This is a genomic window from Serratia sp. NCCP-200 (assembly GCF_059697885.1).
Window position 1 is genome coordinate 922,546 of sequence record NZ_BAAKUJ010000003.1, and the last position, 18,293, is coordinate 940,838.

17 protein-coding genes, 1 tRNA gene and 1 other RNA gene are annotated in these 18,293 nt (G+C 54.7%); 9 read left to right on the top strand and 10 right to left on the bottom strand.

Features of this window, described 5'->3' with window-relative positions:
* Positions 1-28: 28 nt before the first annotated feature.
* From AC6HVW_RS14395 to rimJ, 3 genes are read right to left on the bottom strand one after another with little or no spacing between them, the layout of a single operon-like run.
* The gene (locus AC6HVW_RS14395) at positions 29-946 is read right to left on the bottom strand and encodes a Gfo/Idh/MocA family protein (RefSeq protein WP_071683358.1); all 918 of its coding nucleotides are present in this window, start codon (positions 944-946) and stop codon (positions 29-31) included.
* Positions 939-1,583 (bottom strand): YceH family protein, encoded by a 645-nt coding sequence (locus AC6HVW_RS14400; RefSeq protein WP_024486701.1) that lies wholly within the window; start codon positions 1,581-1,583, stop codon positions 939-941. The genes AC6HVW_RS14395 and AC6HVW_RS14400 overlap by 8 nt, the downstream gene beginning before the upstream one ends.
* Positions 1,584-1,593: 10 nt before the next feature.
* The gene (gene rimJ, locus AC6HVW_RS14405; protein ID WP_024486700.1) at positions 1,594-2,178 is read right to left on the bottom strand and encodes a ribosomal protein S5-alanine N-acetyltransferase; all 585 of its coding nucleotides are present in this window, start codon (positions 2,176-2,178) and stop codon (positions 1,594-1,596) included.
* 334 nt (positions 2,179-2,512) lie between these two features.
* Here rimJ and mdtH point away from each other — a divergent pair, with 334 nt between their 5' ends.
* The 4 genes from mdtH to AC6HVW_RS14425 all read left to right on the top strand — a co-directional run bounded on the left by mdtH (position 2,513) and on the right by AC6HVW_RS14425 (position 6,915).
* A complete protein-coding gene (gene mdtH / locus AC6HVW_RS14410; RefSeq protein ID WP_071683356.1) occupies positions 2,513-3,718 on the top strand; it encodes a multidrug efflux MFS transporter MdtH in 1,206 nt (401 codons plus the stop codon).
* 169 nt (positions 3,719-3,887) lie between these two features.
* Complete coding sequence (grxB, locus tag AC6HVW_RS14415) at positions 3,888-4,535, top strand: glutaredoxin 2 (RefSeq protein ID WP_071683355.1); 648 nt, start codon at positions 3,888-3,890, stop codon at positions 4,533-4,535.
* 31 nt (positions 4,536-4,566) lie between these two features.
* Positions 4,567-6,207 (top strand): ABC1 kinase family protein, encoded by a 1,641-nt coding sequence (locus AC6HVW_RS14420; protein WP_186486278.1) that lies wholly within the window; start codon positions 4,567-4,569, stop codon positions 6,205-6,207.
* Between the two features lie 144 nt (positions 6,208-6,351).
* Entirely contained in the window at positions 6,352-6,915 is a 564-nt protein-coding gene (locus AC6HVW_RS14425; protein WP_071683354.1) for a lipoprotein, read from the top strand.
* A gap of 40 nt (positions 6,916-6,955) precedes the next feature.
* On the opposite strand, the gene AC6HVW_RS14430 is transcribed toward AC6HVW_RS14425, so the two are convergent.
* The 3 genes from AC6HVW_RS14430 to ghrA all read right to left on the bottom strand — a co-directional run bounded on the left by AC6HVW_RS14430 (position 6,956) and on the right by ghrA (position 9,358).
* A complete protein-coding gene (locus tag AC6HVW_RS14430) occupies positions 6,956-7,534 on the bottom strand; it encodes a TorD/DmsD family molecular chaperone (protein ID WP_071683353.1) in 579 nt (192 codons plus the stop codon).
* Between the two features lie 38 nt (positions 7,535-7,572).
* On the bottom strand, positions 7,573-8,310 hold the full coding sequence (locus tag AC6HVW_RS14435) for a phosphatase (RefSeq protein ID WP_166732713.1): 738 nt from the start codon (positions 8,308-8,310) through the stop codon (positions 7,573-7,575).
* Positions 8,311-8,416: 106 nt separating this feature from the next.
* Positions 8,417-9,358, bottom strand: coding sequence for a glyoxylate/hydroxypyruvate reductase GhrA (gene ghrA, locus AC6HVW_RS14440; RefSeq protein WP_497569494.1), 942 nt, complete (start codon positions 9,356-9,358; stop codon positions 8,417-8,419).
* A 224-nt stretch (positions 9,359-9,582) separates the two neighbouring features.
* Here ghrA and AC6HVW_RS14445 point away from each other — a divergent pair.
* Positions 9,583-9,672, top strand: a tRNA-Ser gene (locus tag AC6HVW_RS14445).
* A gap of 45 nt (positions 9,673-9,717) precedes the next feature.
* A non-coding RNA gene (locus AC6HVW_RS14450) (RtT sRNA) lies at positions 9,718-9,850 on the top strand.
* A 448-nt stretch (positions 9,851-10,298) separates the two neighbouring features.
* Here the strand turns inward: AC6HVW_RS14450 and AC6HVW_RS14455 are convergent.
* The 4 genes from AC6HVW_RS14455 to lsrR all read right to left on the bottom strand — a co-directional run bounded on the left by AC6HVW_RS14455 (position 10,299) and on the right by lsrR (position 14,413).
* Complete coding sequence (locus AC6HVW_RS14455; RefSeq protein WP_021181122.1) at positions 10,299-11,309, bottom strand: AI-2E family transporter; 1,011 nt, start codon at positions 11,307-11,309, stop codon at positions 10,299-10,301.
* Between the two features lie 131 nt (positions 11,310-11,440).
* Entirely contained in the window at positions 11,441-11,791 is a 351-nt protein-coding gene (locus AC6HVW_RS14460) for a cupin domain-containing protein (protein WP_071683350.1), read from the bottom strand.
* Between the two features lie 11 nt (positions 11,792-11,802).
* On the bottom strand, positions 11,803-13,395 hold the full coding sequence (lsrK, locus tag AC6HVW_RS14465; protein ID WP_037376010.1) for an autoinducer-2 kinase: 1,593 nt from the start codon (positions 13,393-13,395) through the stop codon (positions 11,803-11,805).
* Between the two features lie 52 nt (positions 13,396-13,447).
* A complete protein-coding gene (gene lsrR / locus AC6HVW_RS14470) occupies positions 13,448-14,413 on the bottom strand; it encodes a transcriptional regulator LsrR (RefSeq protein ID WP_137751157.1) in 966 nt (321 codons plus the stop codon).
* Between the two features lie 249 nt (positions 14,414-14,662).
* Here lsrR and lsrA point away from each other — a divergent pair, with 249 nt between their 5' ends.
* From lsrA to lsrD, 3 genes are read left to right on the top strand one after another with little or no spacing between them, the layout of a single operon-like run.
* The gene (lsrA, locus tag AC6HVW_RS14475) at positions 14,663-16,231 is read left to right on the top strand and encodes an autoinducer 2 ABC transporter ATP-binding protein LsrA (RefSeq protein WP_071683348.1); all 1,569 of its coding nucleotides are present in this window, start codon (positions 14,663-14,665) and stop codon (positions 16,229-16,231) included.
* A complete protein-coding gene (lsrC, locus tag AC6HVW_RS14480; protein WP_021181117.1) occupies positions 16,225-17,274 on the top strand; it encodes an autoinducer 2 ABC transporter permease LsrC in 1,050 nt (349 codons plus the stop codon). The genes lsrA and lsrC overlap by 7 nt, the downstream gene beginning before the upstream one ends.
* Positions 17,271-18,272: an autoinducer 2 ABC transporter permease LsrD gene (lsrD, locus tag AC6HVW_RS14485; RefSeq protein ID WP_137751158.1), complete on the top strand. Its 1,002-nt coding sequence runs from the start codon at positions 17,271-17,273 to the stop codon at positions 18,270-18,272. Before lsrC ends, lsrD begins: the two co-directional genes overlap by 4 nt.
* Positions 18,273-18,293 lie beyond the last annotated feature (21 nt).

An 18,293-nucleotide genomic window follows, 5' to 3' on the forward strand; every position in this document is an offset into this window, starting at 1 on the left:
AATAGCTACCGCCATATGTTACATGGGGTTAACTGGCATCACGCAGCATTTTCTCGATCAATCGCTGGGCGTAAATGGCCTGTTCTCCGGCAGTTTCCGGCGCGGTCTGGTTGCTGATGGACTGAATAAAATGGTGAACTGCACCGGCAAAACCGCGTTGTTCCAGCGTGGTTTGCCAGCCTGGGGCTGGTTGCTCGAGCACGCCTTGCGGGTCTTCCCGCAGCCATTGTCGCATATCGTTCAGTTGATAGACCGCGCCGTTGGTGACTGCCTGCACGCTTTCCCGTTGGCTGCCAGCACGCCGGTGCATACTGGTCGTAACGATGGTGTCACCGCAGGCAAAGTGGTGTTCCGCGTAAAGCATCTCGCCCGCTTCGTTTGCGCGCAACTGGCCACTCTGCAAGCTGGCGCTACCGCCGCCTAACCACAGCGCGGTATCCACCACGTGCAGATAATCATCCAGCAGGGTGAATCGCAGATCCTTTGGCCCGACGCTATCGGCACGGTGTTTATCCATGCGGATCGAGGCCGGTAGCTGCATTTGCTGCTTCAACTGGCGATACAGCGGCGCAAAACGGCGGTTGAAACCCACCATCAGTGCTACGCCCTGCTTTGCGGCCAGTTCGATCAACTGTTCGCCCTGCTCCAACGTTTCCGCCAGCGGTTTATCCACATAGACGTGTACGCCCTGCGCCAGCAGTTCACCCACTACCTGAAAATGGCTAGCCGTACTGCTGTGTACGAACACCGCATCACACTGTTGCGCCAGGCTATCAAGACGAGAGAAATAAGGCATACGATAGCTGTCGCATACCGGCTGGGCTTTTTGCTGATTCGGTGAAAAGCCGCCAACAAGCTGCCAGTCCACCGCTTGAGAAAGAATGGGCAGGTAAGCCTTTTGCGCGATACCGCCTAAACCTACAACCCCTATACGCAGTTTACTCATGTGACCCCCGCGCCAGTAGCTGCTGCACCTGCTGTTTCAATTCGGCGACTTCGGCCTCCAAACGCACCACCCGTTCAGTCAATTCACCCGCATTGGCCTCCTCAGCTTCAGCTGGAGCCGCATCGATCTGGCCGCTGAACAGGTGCATAAACCGGCTCTCACGCTTGCCTGGCTCACGCGGCAAACGCACCACGAACGGCCCATCCTCACGGGTCGTCAACTGTTGCAACACTTCTTCCACTTCGCTGACGTCGTTGAATTCATGCATTCGGTTGGTGCGGGTGCGCAGTTCACCCGGCGTCTGCGCGCCGCGTAATAACAGGGTCGCAATCACCGCCACTTCGGCCGGTGACAGTTTCAGTTGGCCGAACTCGGAGTTGCAAAAACGCTGCTCATACTTCACTACCCGATTACCAAAACCACTTAAGGTGCGCAGGAAGTGCCTTCTTAACAGTAAATCAAGCTGCTGCTGGACTTCGCTTTCCGACAGGTCCATCACCGGCTCGCGGTTGGTTTTTTGATTGCAGGCCAGCGTTATGGCATTGAGGGAAAGCGGATATTGGTCAGGGGTGGTCACCTGCTTTTCCATCATGCAGCCAATCACTCGGGCTTCTTTGGCATTTAATTCATATTTCATTGGTACGGCCTCAGCGTGGTGGTTGCCACTCTTTATTGGTCAATGCGGTCAGCACATGATCCTGCCACTGTCCGTCGATCAGCAGGTAATCCTTGGCATAGCCTTCGCGTTCAAAACCGAGCCGGGTCAGCAACGCTCCGCTGCGTTGGTTATGCGGCATATAGTTGGCCATAATGCGATGCATCCGCTGTTGGCGCTGCATATAACGGATGGCCGTTTGCAACGCTTCGTACATCAGCCCCTGCCCCTGCCACTTCTCACCCAGAGAGTATCCCAGGAAGCAGGCATGGAACGAACCGCGCAGCACATTGCTGAAGTTGGCCACGCCGCACACATGAAGTTCTTCCGGATCGAGCAGGATAAAATAGTAGGCACTGCCCTGTTTCTGCATTTCCGTGATCATAGCCAGGCGGGCTTGCCAGCCAGAGGGGTAACAGTGGCTATCATCGCGCACCGGTTCCCAGGGCTTCAGGAACGCCCGGTTTTCGGCATAGTATTCGGCCAGACGGTAGGCATCACGTTCGTGAACTAAACGGACAACCAGCCGGTCGGTGGTAAGGCGTATTTTCGGTGATGCAGAGCGATAGCCAAACATCATTTCCCCCGCGGTCAGAACGGTTCGATAAGAAGTATTGATTGGGTCAACGTCTACAGGCTCAGGCGTTATCTCGCATAACTCATGACAGACCATCAGCGTAAAACCGCGTATTCCCCCGGTAATATAACCGTAGCCCGCCCGGCAGGTAAGCCCCTGAGCGCTCAGTAAATCGCCAGTTAACCATTTTGCCCAGTTTTAAGTGTAGTTTTGCCACTCAGGTAACGTATTGACGATGAAAAAATATTATCTATCTCCCCCCTATCAGCCATCATGTATTGGGTAGAGAATAACCGGGTAGTCTTTCTCTCCTTTTAACTGCTCGTGGTGAAGCATGTCTCTGGTATCGCAAGCTCGGAGCTTGGGTAAGTATTTTTTATTGTTCGATAACCTGTTGGTGGTTTTAGGCTTTTTCGTCGTCTTCCCACTTATTTCTATTCGCTTTGTCGATCAACTTGGCTGGGCGGCCGTGGTCGTGGGGCTGGCTCTGGGATTACGCCAGCTCATTCAGCAGGGATTGGGGATCTTTGGCGGGGCAATTGCCGACCGTTTTGGCGCCAAACCGATGATCGTCACCGGCATGCTGCTGCGTGCGGCGGGCTTTGCCACCATGGCGATGGCCGATCAACCCTGGATACTGTGGTTTTCCTGCGCGCTGTCCGCTATTGGCGGCACCCTGTTCGATCCGCCCCGTACCGCGCTGGTGATCAAGCTGACCCGCCCACATGAGCGCAGCCGTTTCTATTCGCTGCTGATGATGCAAGACAGCGCCGGTGCCGTGATCGGTGCGTTAATCGGCAGTTGGCTGCTGCAGTACGATTTTCATTTCGTCTGCTGGGTGGGTGCGGGTATTTTCGTTCTGGCCGCCGGTTGGAATGCCTGGCTGTTACCCAACTACCGGATCTCTACCATACGCGCACCGATGAAAGATGGCATGATGCGCGTGCTGCGCGATCGCCGCTTCCTGACCTATGTGTTGACGTTGACCGGCTATTATATGTTATCGGTACAGGTAATGTTGATGCTGCCAATCATGGTCAACGAGATCGCCGGTTCGCCGTCGGCAGTCAAATGGATGTACGCCATCGAAGCCGCGCTTTCGCTTTCATTGCTATACCCGCTGGCACGTTGGAGCGAAAAACACTTCCGGTTGGAACAACGCCTGATGGCCGGCTTGCTGCTGATGACCCTCAGCCTATTGCCTGTCGGCTTTGCCACCAGCCTGCAAGCGGTGTTTACTCTGATCTGCTGCTTCTATCTGGGATCGATCATCGCTGAACCGGCGCGTGAGACCTTGAGCGCCTCGCTGGCCGACTCACGGGCACGCGGCAGCTACATGGGCTTTAGCCGCCTGGGGTTGGCACTCGGTGGCGCGTTGGGCTATACCGGCGGTGGCTGGATGTATGACACTGGCAATGCGATGGGCATGCCGGAGTTGCCCTGGTTCCTGCTGGGGCTGGTGGGCTTTATCACGCTGTTTGCCTTGTACTGGCAATTTAATCCGCGTACTGCGGCCCCCGCAATCCTCCGTGGTGGCTGATTTTTGCCCGGGCGCCTCCCTTGCGCCCAGTCTCTGGCGACCTAATCTGCCAAAGTTGCTATCCTGATAGTACAAAAAACGGCGCAGAAAGGCTTATGATGGAGCATCATCCCACAACAACCTGCGCAGCGGCCCAGACTGGCTGCTAAACCCGACAACAGGAGCAAGCATGAAACTGTTTATTTACGATCACTGCCCGTTCTGCGTAAAGGCCCGCATGATATTCGGCCTCAAGGATTTGCCGGTGCGTTTGGTGACCCTGCTAAGCGATGACGAAATTACTCCCACCAGCATGATCGGCAAGAAAATGGCGCCAATCCTGCAAAAAGACGACGGTAGCTATCTGCCCGAAAGCATGGATATCGTGCATTACGTCGATAACCTGGACGGAAAACCGCTACTGACGGGGAAAACCAATCCGGCCATCGCCGCGTGGTTGCAACACACTGCCACCTACGTCAACAAACTGCTGTTACCGCGCTTTGCCAATGCCGATTTCGAAGAGTTCGCCACTGACAACGCACGCCGCTATTTCAGCGACAAAAAACAGGCTGCCAGCGGTGATTTTTCCGTGTTACTGGCCGACAGTGCCGACCTGATCGCCCAGTTGGAAGAGGATCTGGCCACGCTCTCCCCGCTTATCCAGTCTTCGGAAGCGGTCAACGGCACTCTCAGTGAAGATGATATCCATCTGTTCCCGCTGTTACGCTCACTGTCGATCGTGGCCGGTGTCGCCCTGCCGGACAACGTGGAGGCTTACCGCAACCGCATGGCGCAGCGCATTGATATTCCGTTGCTGTTCGATATGGAGCAATGATCCGCAACGGCGATAAGGGAGCCACGCGCAGATGCTAAAAATGTTTTTTGTCACCGCTCGTGACCGCGCCAGGCTGCAAGAAATCTCATCCGTACTGATCCGTTACGGTTTGCAGGACGTGATCAGGCTGCTCGGGTTAGGCAAGATGCTTGGCGGCCTGAGCGGCGGCGGCGTGGAGGTTGATAATCAGACATTGCCAGAACGTCTGCGCGCGGCCCTGGAAGCTCTGGGGCCAACCTTCGTTAAATTCGGCCAGATCCTGGCCACCCGTACCGACCTGCTGGAACAGCGCTGGACCGACGAGCTGGAGCGCCTGCATAGCCAGGCGACAACCCTACCCTGGGAAAAGCTGGCTGCGCAGATCACCGCCGACCTGGGCAGTGACCCTCAGCAGGTCTTTGCCCAATTTGATCCGATCCCGCTAGCCGCCGCCTCCATGGCGCAAATCTACCGCGCCCGCCTGCACAGTGGCGAGTCGGTGGTGGTAAAAGTGTTGCGCCCCGGATTAGCCAAAACCATTCATGCCGATCTGCGCCTGTTGGCCTATCTGGCAGAAACCGTGGAGCAACAAAGCCCGGCGCTGGCGCGTTATCGCCCGCACCAGATGGTGCAAACGCTGGCTACCGCGCTTAATCACGAGCTGGACCTGACGCATGAAGGTAATAATTGCGATCGGGTTGCGGAACACTTTGCCAAACAGCCCGACGTGGTGATCCCGAAAATTTATTGGCAGCACTCGTCAAAACGCCTGCTGGTACAACAATATCTACCCGGCATCGCGCCCGAAAATCCGCAACAATTAGCCGCCGCCGGGTTCGATGGCCCGTTGTTGGCACAGCGTGGCGCGCAGGCTTTTATGGCCATGGTGCTGGAACATCGGCTTTATCACGCCGATCCTCATCCCGGTAACGTGATGGCATTAGGTGACAACCACGTAGGGTTTATCGATTTTGGCATGGTTGGCCAACTGTCGGAACGGCGGCGTAATCAGCTGCTGCTGTTGCTGCAGGCCATTGCGGAGCGCCAGAGCGACGGCATCGTCAATACGCTGATCGCCTGGTCTGACAGCCAGGAGCTGGATCTGATCGATCTGGAACAAGCTGCGCAAAACTTTCTCGATAAGCAGGCTTCGAGCACCCTGACGCTAGGCAAGGCACTCACCGACCTGTTGGTGATGGCCCGCGAGCACCAACTACCGTTGCCCCCCGATCTGGTGCTGTTATTCAAGGCGCTGATCACCGCAGATGGCGTTTTGCACCGCTTGGATCCCGCCTTTGATATCGTTGCCACTCTGAAACCAATGCTGCGCCAGGTGATGCTCCAGCGCTATACACCCGAAGCGCTGCGCCGTCGTGCTCTATTGCTGGGTGGTGAGGCGTTGGATGCCGGAGAGGAACTGCCGCAGGCCATTCGTTTGCTGATGCGCCGTTTAAAGCAGGGCAAAATCGACGCTGAAATCAACGTCAAGAACCTCGGCCAGCTCAGCAAAGCTTTGGAACGTGCGGCGGTCACGCTGGCCATTGCGATCGTCACGGCGGCATTCGCACTGGGGCTGGCTCCTTATCTGATGCGTTCCACCAGTCAACTGTGGGGCATTCCTCTGTTCCCCGCGCTTGGCGGGTTAACCTGTCTGGGAGGCGTGGTGCTGTTGGTATGGCGGCTGCGGCGATAGGTAATTTCAGTCTTATCCGACTAGGTAAAAAACCCTTTGCGCCGCGTCATCTGTTATCCTGCGAGCTGAAATTTTTCTTTGCTGGCAGTCACCTTTGGTTTGCAACAGCCAAAGTCTGCCGCATTTTCGTTTTACGAGGTTTGAATGAAGAAGATCCTGATGGGCATGGCTGCCCTGGTCGTTGCCGGTACGCTTGTCGGCTGTAACCAGCTTACCCAATACAGCGTCAGCGAGCAGGAAGTGAATAATTACCTGCAAAAACACAACGACTACCAAAAGCAGATCGGCGTACCGGGGTTGGTTGATGCCAATATCGTGTTAACCCAGTTGCAGAGCCAGATTGGCCGCACTGAACCTAACAAGGTGACACTGTCTGGTAATGCCAAGGTCAATATCACTTCGATCCTCGGGCCACAGGCCGCCGATTTGCAGCTAACGTTGAAGGCGCAACCGGTCTATGATCGCGAGAAAGGAGCAATCTTCCTCAAGGACATGGAGTTGATCGATTACCAGGTGCAGCCGGAAAAGATGGATACGGTGATGAAGGCTTTATCGCCTTACCTGAACCAGTCGTTGAAATCGTATTTCGATCAGAAACCGGTATATGTTCTCAATGCGGATAAGAGCAAAACGGAAGCCATGGCACTCAAACTGGCTAAAGGGTTGGAAGTGAAGCCCGGTCAGTTGGTGATCCCGTTTACCGACTAATCGTTGTTAGGGGCGCAGTGCTTGCTGCGCCCTCGTTCATTTACTCTTGTTCGTCCTTCCCTTCTTCATCCTGCTCATACTCTGCCAGCTCGTCATACATGGCGGCGATGGCATGGCGAGCGATCTCTGCCAGAGTACGGTAAAAACCGCTGGTGGCGTGTGCTTCGACCTTACCTAGGAAGCGGCCACACCAAGGCAGCAAGAACTCGTTAAACAGCGTGATTTGCGCCTGGACTTCATCTTCCTGCGACTGATCCTCCAGCCAGGAGGCGGCCAACAACAGCGAACCAAAATGATCGGCTGGCGCTTCACCTAATGGCATCCCACGCTGCTGGAGAAATACCCGCACGTCCGCTTCGCTGGCACCTTCAACGTAAGACGTACGCAGTGGCGACACACTACATTCGCTGCCGACAAACAGCGCGTTAAAATCGGCGGCCAACTGCGGATCGGTACAATGCTGTTGCAAACGAGTCAGCAGTTCATCCTGCTCGAGCGGCCAGTGTTGTTGCAGTTTGCCCTCTTTGATCAAGGTAAACAGCGGCTCCAACAACGGATCCTGCGGCTGGCGGTAAAACAGCGTGCCCAACACCCGGCAGACAACGGAAAACTCATTCATGATAACACCCTATAAAACCAAAATTTGCCGTGACGATGTCACAGATCGGCTAATTCCGCAATTGCCGGTCTGCCACGCTGCTCAAGAAAGTTCAGGATCCGGCGCGGTGACACATTTAAAATGCGCTCCTGCGGGAAATTCACTTCTTCAATGATACGTTCGCAGTGTTCAAAACCACCGAGAGCAAAAGCCACGTGCGAGTCTGAGCCTAATGCCAGCCAGCCGCCCGCGTCACGCACTGCGGCCGCTATCGCACGGCAATTTGATTCACTGCCCTTGCGGGAATGAATAAACGAAGAGTTATTCAGTTCCAGCGCTACCTGATATTTGGCTGCCGCTGCGGCTATCGCCGGGATATCGACCGGATATTTGGGATTGCCCGGATGGCTGATGATATGGACATCGCCCTGCGCCATGGCGGCAATCATCGCCTCAGTGTTGGCGGCCCGATCCTGCGGTGCAAATACCGGCTCATGGAACCCGGCAATAATCAGATCGATTTCGTTGAGCATGGGTCCGGTGCAATCGATATCACCGGCCAGGTTTTTGATATTAGCTTCAATGCCGCGCAGAATGCCAATGCCATCCACCAGGCGTGGCCACACACGCATGTTCATAAAGTGCCAGTAGTGTGGCGCATCGGCCATATCCGGCCCGTGGTCAGTGATGGCGAACAGTTTGATGCCTTTTTGTTTCGCTTCGGCGATATAGTCGTGCAGGGTGCTATAGGCATGGGTACTGGCTACGGTATGCATATGTAAATCAACGGGGTACATTCTTTCTCCTTCTTAGGCCCTCGCCAGGGTCAGCGGATGGCGGGCCGATCCTTGTTCATGATAGCAGTTAACGCCGCTATCGACATGTTAGCGGGTTGTGAAAGCATCAATAGCCACGCTGAATATCAACCAGGCCTGAAGGCTGCTCACCCGCCTCAAGCCGCAGGAGATTGGCGCTAACCTGAGCCATCGCCTGTTCCGGCAGGGTAACAGCAGCAATATGCGGCGTAATCGTGACACGAGGATGACGCCAGAAGGCATGAGCGGACGGCAAAGGTTCGTTGACGAAGACGTCAAGCATGGCGGCCGCCAGTTGCCCTTGAGCCAACATCGCCAGCAGATCGTCTTCCACCAGATGGGCACCGCGCGCAATGTTGATCAGGTAAGCACCTGGCACCAAACGGCTAAACAGCTGACGATTAAGGATACCCGCAGTTTCAGGCGTATTGGGCAACAGGTTGATCAGCAACCGCGTGCCATCAAGAAACGCCGCTAGCTGAGATTGCCCGGCAAAACTCTGTACGTGCTCAATCTGCTTGGGGCTGCGGCTCCAGCAACGGACGTTAAAACCGAACGCCACCAGCTTTTGCGCCACGCTTTTTCCCAACACCCCGGCGCCCAGAATGCCGATGGTGAAATCACTCTGCTGATGAGGCTCAAGCGGCAACCAGTTCTGCTGCTGTTGCTGCAACTGATACTCATCAAAACGACGAAAATAGCGCAACACGCCAGCCAGCGCGTATTCATCCATCTGCTGCGCCATGCCGGTATCCTCCAGCCGGATTAGCGGTACTCCCGCCGGTAGGACACCGGGATGCTGACGTTCCTGCTCAAGAATGGCGTCTACTCCAGCTCCCAGAGCAAAGATCCCTTTCAGATCGCGGCGGTTGGCCAGCATCTCATAGGGTGGCCGCCATACCAGCGCGTAGTCCGCCGGGCGATTATCCCCCGGTTGCCATGCCCGGATATTCGCCTGTGGTAAGCGCTTCGCCATTCCTGCCAGCCAATCTTGCGCATCAAAAAACGGGTGATAGAAAATAATATTCACTGCCGGTTCCCTTGTTGGATGGATTTTTAGCTATCCTTTCGTGCTTTGCCGCACGATGCAAGAATAAACTGTCACTGGGAGGGCGGAATTATCGTGCGACAAATCAGCAGATTGCTGGAAGTTTGGCTAAACGCGCGCGGTAATGTCACAAGGCTATTGACGCTGGGATCAGATTCTCCTACATTAGCGCCCGTCGACAGCGTAAACGTTGCCGATGACAAAACGGTGAGGTGTCTGAGTGGCTGAAGGAGCACGCCTGGAAAGTGTGTATACGCGTAAGTGTATCGAGGGTTCGAACCCCTCCCTCACCGCCATATTAAATGAGAAAGCCTGAATTCATATTCAGGCTTTTTTATTGCATGTACCACACTCTGGGAGGGGTGAGAAGCCTCGACAGGGTTCGACAAAATGACTCGCATCGCAGAGACATTTTGGACGGCCGACCGGCCGCCCGCAGGGTGAGCTTGCGAATCAAGCCCTCCCTCACCGCCATATTTAAAGAAGAAGTCTGAGCTAACGTTCAGACTTTTTTTTTGCATATTCCCCAGTCTGGGAGGGGTGAGAAGCCTCGACAGGGTTCGACAAAATGGCCCGCACCGCTTGGACATTTTGGACGGCCGACCGGCCGCAGGGTGAGCTTGCGAATCAAGCCCTCCCTCACCGCCATATTAAATGAGAAAGCCTGAATTCATATTCAGGCTTTTTTATTGCATGTACCACACTCTGGGAGGGGTGAGAAGCCTCGACAGGGTTCGACAAAATGGCTCGCATCGCAGGGACATTTTGGACGGCCGACCGGCCGCCCGCAGGGTGAGCTTGCGAATCAACCCCTCCCTCATCGCCATCTTAAATGAGAAAGCCTGAATTCACATTCAGGCTTTTTTATTGCATGTACCGCACTCTGGGAGGGGTGAGAATCCTCAACAGGGTTCGCCCCCCCTCAAATCAGCTTAGCTTCCCTAAGCTCACTCTTCAGATAGGCGTAATAGATAGGAGCGGCAACCACGCCAGCCAGGCCGAATGCCGCCTCAAAGACCAACATCGCCAGCAAGATCTCCCAGGAGTTAGCCCTGATTTTAGTGCCGACAATACGGGCATTGAGGAAATACTCAAACTTGTGGATCACGATCAGGTAGAGCAGCGCAATCAGTGCCACTCCGAGTGAAACCGACAGGCCAGAGATGAAAACAATGGTATTGGAGATCAGATTGCCGATCACCGGCAGCAGGCCAAAGATAAAGGTAAACACCACCAGCGTTTTCGCCAACGGGATATGGATCCCACACAGCGGTAGCACACCAAGGATAAAGATAGCCGAGAAGAAGGTATTGATTGCCGATATTTTAACCTGAGCAAACACAATATTGCGGAACGCCTGCGATAGCAGCGAAATCCTTTTCATCAGCTCACTTTTCAGTAATGGCCGCTCCTCGCTGCTATCAATGTTATACAGTGAGACTATGGCACCGAGCACCATCCCGATCAGCATGGTCACCAGGCCATGCAGTACGCTTTTGCCCATCGTCTGAAGCAGCGCTATGTGCTGTTGCAGACGGCTCAGGATCTCGTTCTTCAGTTCTGCCACACTCAACGGCAGATAGCCCGGCATATATTTTGCCACCTCTTGCTGGACATCCTGCAGGATGAACGCAATACGGGTGTTGATGCCAGAGATATTCTTCATATCCTGCATCAGATAGCCGACGATACTCCCCACAATGGCGATCAACAGGCTGACCACCAAAGTGCTGATCACTGCCACCACCAGCCATCTGGCCCGATGGCCGCCAATCACCTTCTGAAAATGTGGCGTAAGGATATTCACGATCTCGTAAACCAGAAACCCCGCCATAAAGCAGGTAAGAAGATGCAACGGCAACAGCAGCAGGATCCCCCCCATCACAAAGATGAAACTGATTATCCTGGCCTGTTTGACATTCATTATCTGCATTGTTACTCGCTTGTCCTTGAGAGGATAGGATTTTTAAGTACCTGTTTTAGTATTATGTTTTATTTAACATGCCAAACAGAACAGGACAACTTAAATCACCTGGCTTCAAGACGGGAACTCAGGCTTTCGCCTTAATAACTCTCAGGCTCTGCGGGATGACTATCCCCTAAAATATGCGGCGATTTCACAAATACTCCTTTCCACGGTATCGAGCCAGTATTGACCAGGAAATGCGCCTCGCCAGGATCACACTGCAACACATCCCCTTCACGCAGCATGTGCATCTCCCCTTCCAAATACAGGCACACTTCTCCACTAACAGTATAAAAAACTTCGCAAACCTCCTTGTGACGGTGATTTCTGAATGACTGCCCTGGCTGTAACACCACGACGCCCATATCGCACATCGGCCCACGGATCAGGTATTTGGGGCCATTGTCGCCGAAGCGATAGTCGTGATCCATTTCATTGGTCTTGAACATGATACCCTCCTTTAAAGGCCGGGAGCCTTCCACATTGAGGTCGTCAACCCGTGATCAACCAAACCAAGTTGATCCAGATACACCTCCAGCCATTTTTGACGTGCCTGTTGATAAACCTCACTGTTATCTGGGTTCGGGATATGTTCCCTATCCCAACGCACCAGGCTTTCCCCCGCATCTGCCAACGACGAATAGACCCCTACCCCCACACCAGCCGCAATAGCACATCCCAGCGCGGTAGCTTCCTTAACCACCGGGACTCGTACGGTCAGCCCGGTGACATCGGCCAGGATCTGGCTCCAGAGCGTGCCTTTTGAACCACCGCCGGCAAACACCAGCGAATCGGCTTTGACACCTGAAAACTCGGCGATTTGTTGTAGATTACAGGCCGACACGATGGCCGCGTTCTCTTCAAGGGCGCGGAACAACGTAGCTTTGTTGCACTTTTCCGGATCGATCGACAGGTTGATAAATGAGGGGGCGGCGTGATACCAGTTCTTAAAGCGCATGACATCGGAGAAGATGGGCATAATGCCATGAGCACCTGATGGTACCCGCCTGGCCATATCTTCCAGCAAGGCATAGGTATCCACGCCCAGACGTTCACCAATCAGCTTCTCCTCGGCGCAGAAGGCATCGCGGAACCAACGCATGGTCAGGCCGGTAAAAAAGCTGATGGATTCAGCCTGAGCCATTCCCGGGATCACATGCGGGTTAATACGCACATTCATATTGGGATCGGTAACCGGCGCAGGAAGGTTCACCACCTGCTGCCAGAACGTTCCGCCCAATACGGCGGTCTGTGCTGGTCTGACAATGCCAAGACCCACGCATCCCAGTTGGACATCACCTCCCCCGACAATCACCGGTGTGCCTGCCCGCAGGCCTGACAGTGCGGCAGCGTTGGCCGTCACCGACCCCAACGGCGTTCCCGTCTCTTTTACCGGTGAAAGGATGTCAGAGCGCAAGCCCGCCATTTCCAACAGGCCTTTTCTCCAGTCTCGTGTGACCAGATCAAGCAACCCGGTCGTCCCGGCATTTGATGGGTCGACCGCAAGTTCACCGCTGAGCATGTAAGCCAGCCAGTCACTGATCATGGTGACCGCGGCTGCCTGGCGATAGATATCAGGGCGGTAATGCGCCAACCACAGCAGCCGGGGCATGGCGCTGAGTGCCAGTGTCTGCCCTGAACAACGGTAAACCTCATCTTCAAAAGTATGGTTGTGGATCTCTTTTAACTCGCTGACCTCACGCGTTGCCCGTGCATCTACGTTGGCACATGCCCAGATCGGCTGACCTTCTGCATCATAGATCACAATCCCTTCACGCATTGAACACGCAGCTACCGACGCAATCGCCTCCGGCGCAATGGCCGCCATCTTTAACGCCTGATGGATGCATTGGCAGGTGAGGTGCCAATTTTTGGCAAGATCGAATTCCATGGAGCCCGGTACATCAGGGACCGCCAAATGTTGCCATTCGGCTTGCCCTACTGAGACTTGATTGCCTTCCAAATCAAAAATTACCGCTCTGATGCTGCCGGTACCGGCATCCAGAGCCATCAGGTATTGGCCTGATGTGGCAGGAGTACAGAGTCGAGCCATGAGTTTGTCCTCGGCTGGTGTTTGAGACAGTCTGTTACATCGCTATTAACCTTTACTTTCCAATAAGTTTGAGCATTTCTGCCGCCGTGTCCTGATCGGTGACCAACGCGTTGATATAGCCGCCCTTCAATGCCGCCACGATCGCTTCGGCTTTTGCTACTCCCCCCGCAACCCCGACAACGGTAGGTATGGTGGCAAGCGCGCTCAAGCTCAGCCCTATCAATTCTTGATGAATTTGCATGTCGGGAATAATTTCGCCGCTGGCGTCAAAAAAGTAGCCAAGAATATCGCCAACAGCGCCTTTGCGGCCAATCATCAGTTGCTCGCCTTCGGTGATATAGCCAGCGCGTAAAATGGTAGCGGCATCTTTTTGACTCACCGCACCGATCCCAACGACGGCGACATCGGCAGCCTGGGCCGCAAGCAGCACGTCCCTGACGCTATTTTCATCCCGCAGGGTACGGGCAATATCGGCAGAGGAAGCGCGCAATGGCGCTGGGATCATGCTGACGCTGCAGGCCGCATCCAACTGACCAATCCCGGTCATATAAGGCCCTACACCACCGGAAAGCGTAACCAGGCGAATTTGCTGCGAAGAAATGAAGCCGCTGAGCCTTTTCAAGGTGCTCATGGCGGCCTCACCAAATCCCGCCGCCAACATCTGTTGCGGCTGCAGCGATTCCATCAGCATGTGTGCCGCACCGATCCCCAATCTCGCGCTGTCATCAGCATCGGCCAAAGAGGGCAATACGCGAATGTTTTTCAGGTCAAAATGTTTTTTCAACGCATCTTCATACTGTAGGCAACCTTCAAAGCGGGAGTTAATCTGCACCCGAATGATCCCAGACTGATGCCCTTTCTCCAGCAAACGCGAAACTTTAAGGCGCGTCAGCCCAAGCCGGGCGCTGATCTCGCTTTGCGTCAGCCCATCGTGGTAGTAGAACCAGGCAATGCGAGCAACCTGCTCCTCCTCACACATGCCATGTTCGGTAATCAATGCACTGTCATTTATCGTCATAAATCCGCTTCTCTTTGAACATTTTTAAATCTTGAACACAATTGTTCCGCTATCGCTCAACAATAGCTGTGAGTCATGCCACAAATATACACCAAATTTGAACATCGGTTTCTACAGAACACAATTATTCAAAAAACGTGATCGCAGTGATGGTTTTATCGCCAAACCATGACTAAGGTTATGAACAATTAGTTTTCTAAAAAATATTTGTTCAACTCAGTCGCTCATCTTTGAGTGAACGGAGGCAAGATGCAAACCGGTGAATACCCAGACCCACCTCTGCTCTGTGTACAAAATATCAATAAGCACTATTCCGGTGTTGAGGTGCTGAAAGGCATCGACTTTACCTTGCACGCCGGGGAGGTACATGCCCTGCTCGGTGGCAATGGCGCAGGGAAGTCCACGCTGATGAAGATCATTGCTGGCGTAGTACCACCGGACGGCGGCACTATCGAGATCAATGGCCAGCGTTGTGCCAGCCTGACCCCGGTAAAAGCGCATCAACTGGGGATCTATCTGGTGCCGCAGGAACCGCTGTTGTTCCCCAGCCTGTCGGTTAAAGAGAATATTCTGTTTGGTCTGCCTGCCAAGCGGGCTGCTGTTGAAAAAATGCAGCAATTACTCGAACTGTTGGGATGCAAGCTTGAGCCCAACAGTATGGCAGGGTCGCTGGATGTGGCTGACCGCCAGATTGTAGAGATCATGCGGGGATTAATGCGTGATTCCCAGATCCTGATCCTGGATGAACCCACGGCGTCGCTGACGCCTGCCGAAACGGACAGACTATTTGCCCGCCTGCATGAACTGCTTGGCAAAGGTGTCGGTATCGTCTTTATTTCCCATAAGCTGCCGGAAATCCGCCAGATTGCGGACCGTGTTAGCGTAATGCGTGACGGCAAAATCGCCCTGACGGGGAAAACCGCCTCGCTGACCACGGATGAGATTATTCAGGCAATCACCCCAGCCGCCCGTAATGTGGATCTCTCCGCTAGCCAGAAACTGTGGCTCGAACTGCCTGGCAATCGGCCAGCCAACCCTCAGGGCAAAGCCGTATTGCAGTTGAGGGAACTCACTGGAGAAGGCTTCCGGCAGGTGACACTCAACGTCCACGCCGGGGAAATCCTGGGTCTGGCTGGCCTGGTCGGTTCCGGGCGCACCGAGTTGGCTGAAACGCTGTATGGATTACGCCCAGCCAGTGCGGGCAGCATCCTGCTCAATGGTGAAGAGATCGCAGAACTGAGCACCCGCCAGCGGTTGCAGCGCGGGCTGATCTATTTACCGGAAGACCGGCAGTCTTCCGGGCTGTATCTGGATTCATCGTTATCCTGGAACGTCTGTGCCCTGACCCATAATAACGGCGGGTTCTGGGCCCATCCACAGCGTGATAACGCTACGCTTGAACGTTATCGCCGGGCACTGAATATCAAATTCAACCACCCAGAACAACCGGCCCGCACCCTGTCTGGCGGTAATCAACAAAAAATACTGATCGCCAAATGCCTGGAGGCATCACCACAGTTGCTGATCGTTGATGAACCGACCCGTGGCGTCGATGTCGGTGCACGCAACGATATCTATCAGCTCATTCGGAGCATTGCCCAACAGCATGTCGCTATCCTGTTTATTTCATCCGATCTCGAAGAGATAGCCATGATGTCCGATCGCGTCTGCATCATGCACCAGGGCGAGGTGGCAAGCAGCGCTCTGTGTGGCGACGAGATTACTGTGGATACCATCATGCATATGGCCTTTGGCGAACAACACGTCGTATCTCCCTCCTCCTATCAACCTCATACCAACGGGGAGACCTCATGCTAAAGATAATACAAAACAACCGAGAACTGACGGCGCTGCTGGCCATCATCGCTCTGTTTGCGCTACTGGGGAGTATTGATAGCAGCTATTTCAGTTTTCAGACGCTGACCATGATCTTCAGCAGTTCGCAAATCCTGATGTTGCTGGCCATCGGCGCGGCGCTGGTCATGCTGACCCGTAACATTGATGTCTCCGTCGGTTCCATCACCGGGATGTGCGCGGTGCTGCTTGGGATAACGCTCAATGCCGGGTACAGCTTGCCCGTCGCCTTTGGCGTCACGCTGCTACTCGGTTTGCTGGCGGGCTTTTTTAATGGCGTGCTGGTCGCCTGGTTTAAAATTCCTGCCATAGTCGCCACCCTGGGCACCCTTGGTCTTTATCGTGGCATCATGCTGCTATGGACAGGAGGTAAATGGATCGAAGGGTTGCCAAGCTCGCTCAAGCAGCTTTCTTCACCGGTGCTGCTGGGCATCTCACCGATTGGCTGGCTAACCTTACTGCTGGTGGCGTTAATGGCCTGGCTACTGTTGAAAACCTCATTCGGCCGCAGCTTCTATGCCACCGGTGACAACCTGCAGGGGGCTCGTCAACTCGGGATCCGCACCGAGGCCATCCGCATCATCGCTTTCTCACTGAATGGGCTAATGGCAGCGCTCGCCGGGATCGTGTTTGCCGCACAGATTGGCTTTATTCCTAATCAAACCGGCACCGGCCTGGAAATGAAGGCTATTGCCGCCTGCGTGCTGGGAGGTATCAGCCTGCTTGGTGGCTCTGGCACGGTGGTGGGGGCCATTTTGGGAGCCTATTTCCTTACGCAGATCGACAGCGTGCTGGTACTGTTGCGCATTCCTGCCTGGTGGAACGACTTTATTGCTGGCCTGGTTTTGTTGGGGGTTCTGGTGTTTGACGGCCGCCTGCGCTGCGCCCTGCAAAAGAATATCCGCCGCCAGAAATATGCGCGGTTTATCGATCCTCCTCCCTCGTCGCCCACATCCCCTCACACCACCCAACTCCCTGCCCAGGGAAAAAAACGGGAGATCGCATGATGGCACAATGGCGACGTTTCGGCTGGGAACTGGCGCTGGCCGCCCTGCTGTTGATTGAGATCCTGGCGTTCGGGGTCGTAAATCCACGCATGCTGGACATTAATGTCCTGCTGTTCAGCACCAGCGATTTTATCTGTATTGGCATTGTGGCGCTGCCGTTAACCATGGTGATCGTCAGTGGCGGCATTGATATTTCATTTGGTTCCACCATTGGCCTGTGCGCCATTGCGCTAGGGGTGATGTTCCAGGCAGGCCTGCCCTTGCCGTTTGCAATAACGATAACGCTGGCCTTGGGCGCCCTGTGCGGGTTGATCAACGCCGGATTGATCATCTACACCGGTATCAATCCTCTAGTGATCACCCTCGGCACTATGTACCTGTTTGGCGGTAGCGCCCTGCTACTTTCGGGCATCTCTGGTGCCACCGGCTATGAAGGCATCGGTGGATTCCCGATGGCCTTTACCGATTTCGCCAACCTGACGGTATTTGGCCTGCCAGTACCGCTGACCTTCTTTATGGTCTGTGTGCTGCTGTGCTGGCTGCTGATGCACCGGACACACGCCGGGCGCAACATCTTCCTGATTGGCCAAAGCCAGCGCGTGGCGCAATACAGTGCGACCCCGGTTAACCGAACGCTGTGTGCACTCTATGCAATGACCGGCTTTGCTTCAGCCATCGCTGCGGTGCTGCTGGTTTCCTACTTTGGTTCGGCTCGTTCCGACCTCGGCGCCTCCTTCCTGATGCCAGCCATCACGGCGGTAGTGCTTGGCGGGGCGAATATTTACGGCGGCTCAGGTTCCATTCTCGGTACCGCCGTAGCCGTCTTGCTGGTCGGTTATCTGCAACAAGGATTACAAATGGCTGGCGTGCCTAATCAGATCTCCAGCGCACTTTCTGGAGCGCTGCTGATTATTGTCGTCGTTGGCCGCTCCATCAGCCTGCATCGGCATCAAATCAGAGAGTGGATCCAACGGCGCAGCGGCATCCATCAGGTTTGAGCTCAGACAGACAACTTCTGA

Excerpts from the sequence above, each read along its gene's own strand:
- AC6HVW_RS14395 (WP_071683358.1), bottom strand. The coding sequence starts at position 946 with ATGAGTAAACTGCGTATAGGGGTTGTAGGTTTAGGCGGTATCGCGCAA.
- AC6HVW_RS14400 (WP_024486701.1), bottom strand. The coding sequence starts at position 1,583 with ATGAAATATGAATTAAATGCCAAAGAAGCCCGAGTGATTGGCTGCATG.
- rimJ (WP_024486700.1), bottom strand. The coding sequence starts at position 2,178 with ATGTTTGGCTATCGCTCTGCATCACCGAAAATACGCCTTACCACCGAC.
- mdtH (WP_071683356.1), top strand. The coding sequence starts at position 2,513 with ATGTCTCTGGTATCGCAAGCTCGGAGCTTGGGTAAGTATTTTTTATTG.
- grxB (WP_071683355.1), top strand. The coding sequence starts at position 3,888 with ATGAAACTGTTTATTTACGATCACTGCCCGTTCTGCGTAAAGGCCCGC.
- AC6HVW_RS14420 (WP_186486278.1), top strand. The coding sequence starts at position 4,567 with ATGCTAAAAATGTTTTTTGTCACCGCTCGTGACCGCGCCAGGCTGCAA.
- AC6HVW_RS14425 (WP_071683354.1), top strand. The coding sequence starts at position 6,352 with ATGAAGAAGATCCTGATGGGCATGGCTGCCCTGGTCGTTGCCGGTACG.
- AC6HVW_RS14430 (WP_071683353.1), bottom strand. The coding sequence starts at position 7,534 with ATGAATGAGTTTTCCGTTGTCTGCCGGGTGTTGGGCACGCTGTTTTAC.
- AC6HVW_RS14435 (WP_166732713.1), bottom strand. The coding sequence starts at position 8,310 with ATGTACCCCGTTGATTTACATATGCATACCGTAGCCAGTACCCATGCC.
- AC6HVW_RS14455 (WP_021181122.1), bottom strand. The coding sequence starts at position 11,309 with ATGCAGATAATGAATGTCAAACAGGCCAGGATAATCAGTTTCATCTTT.
- AC6HVW_RS14460 (WP_071683350.1), bottom strand. The coding sequence starts at position 11,791 with ATGTTCAAGACCAATGAAATGGATCACGACTATCGCTTCGGCGACAAT.
- lsrK (WP_037376010.1), bottom strand. The coding sequence starts at position 13,395 with ATGGCTCGACTCTGTACTCCTGCCACATCAGGCCAATACCTGATGGCT.
- lsrR (WP_137751157.1), bottom strand. The coding sequence starts at position 14,413 with ATGACGATAAATGACAGTGCATTGATTACCGAACATGGCATGTGTGAG.
- lsrA (WP_071683348.1), top strand. The coding sequence starts at position 14,663 with ATGCAAACCGGTGAATACCCAGACCCACCTCTGCTCTGTGTACAAAAT.
- lsrC (WP_021181117.1), top strand. The coding sequence starts at position 16,225 with ATGCTAAAGATAATACAAAACAACCGAGAACTGACGGCGCTGCTGGCC.
- lsrD (WP_137751158.1), top strand. The coding sequence starts at position 17,271 with ATGATGGCACAATGGCGACGTTTCGGCTGGGAACTGGCGCTGGCCGCC.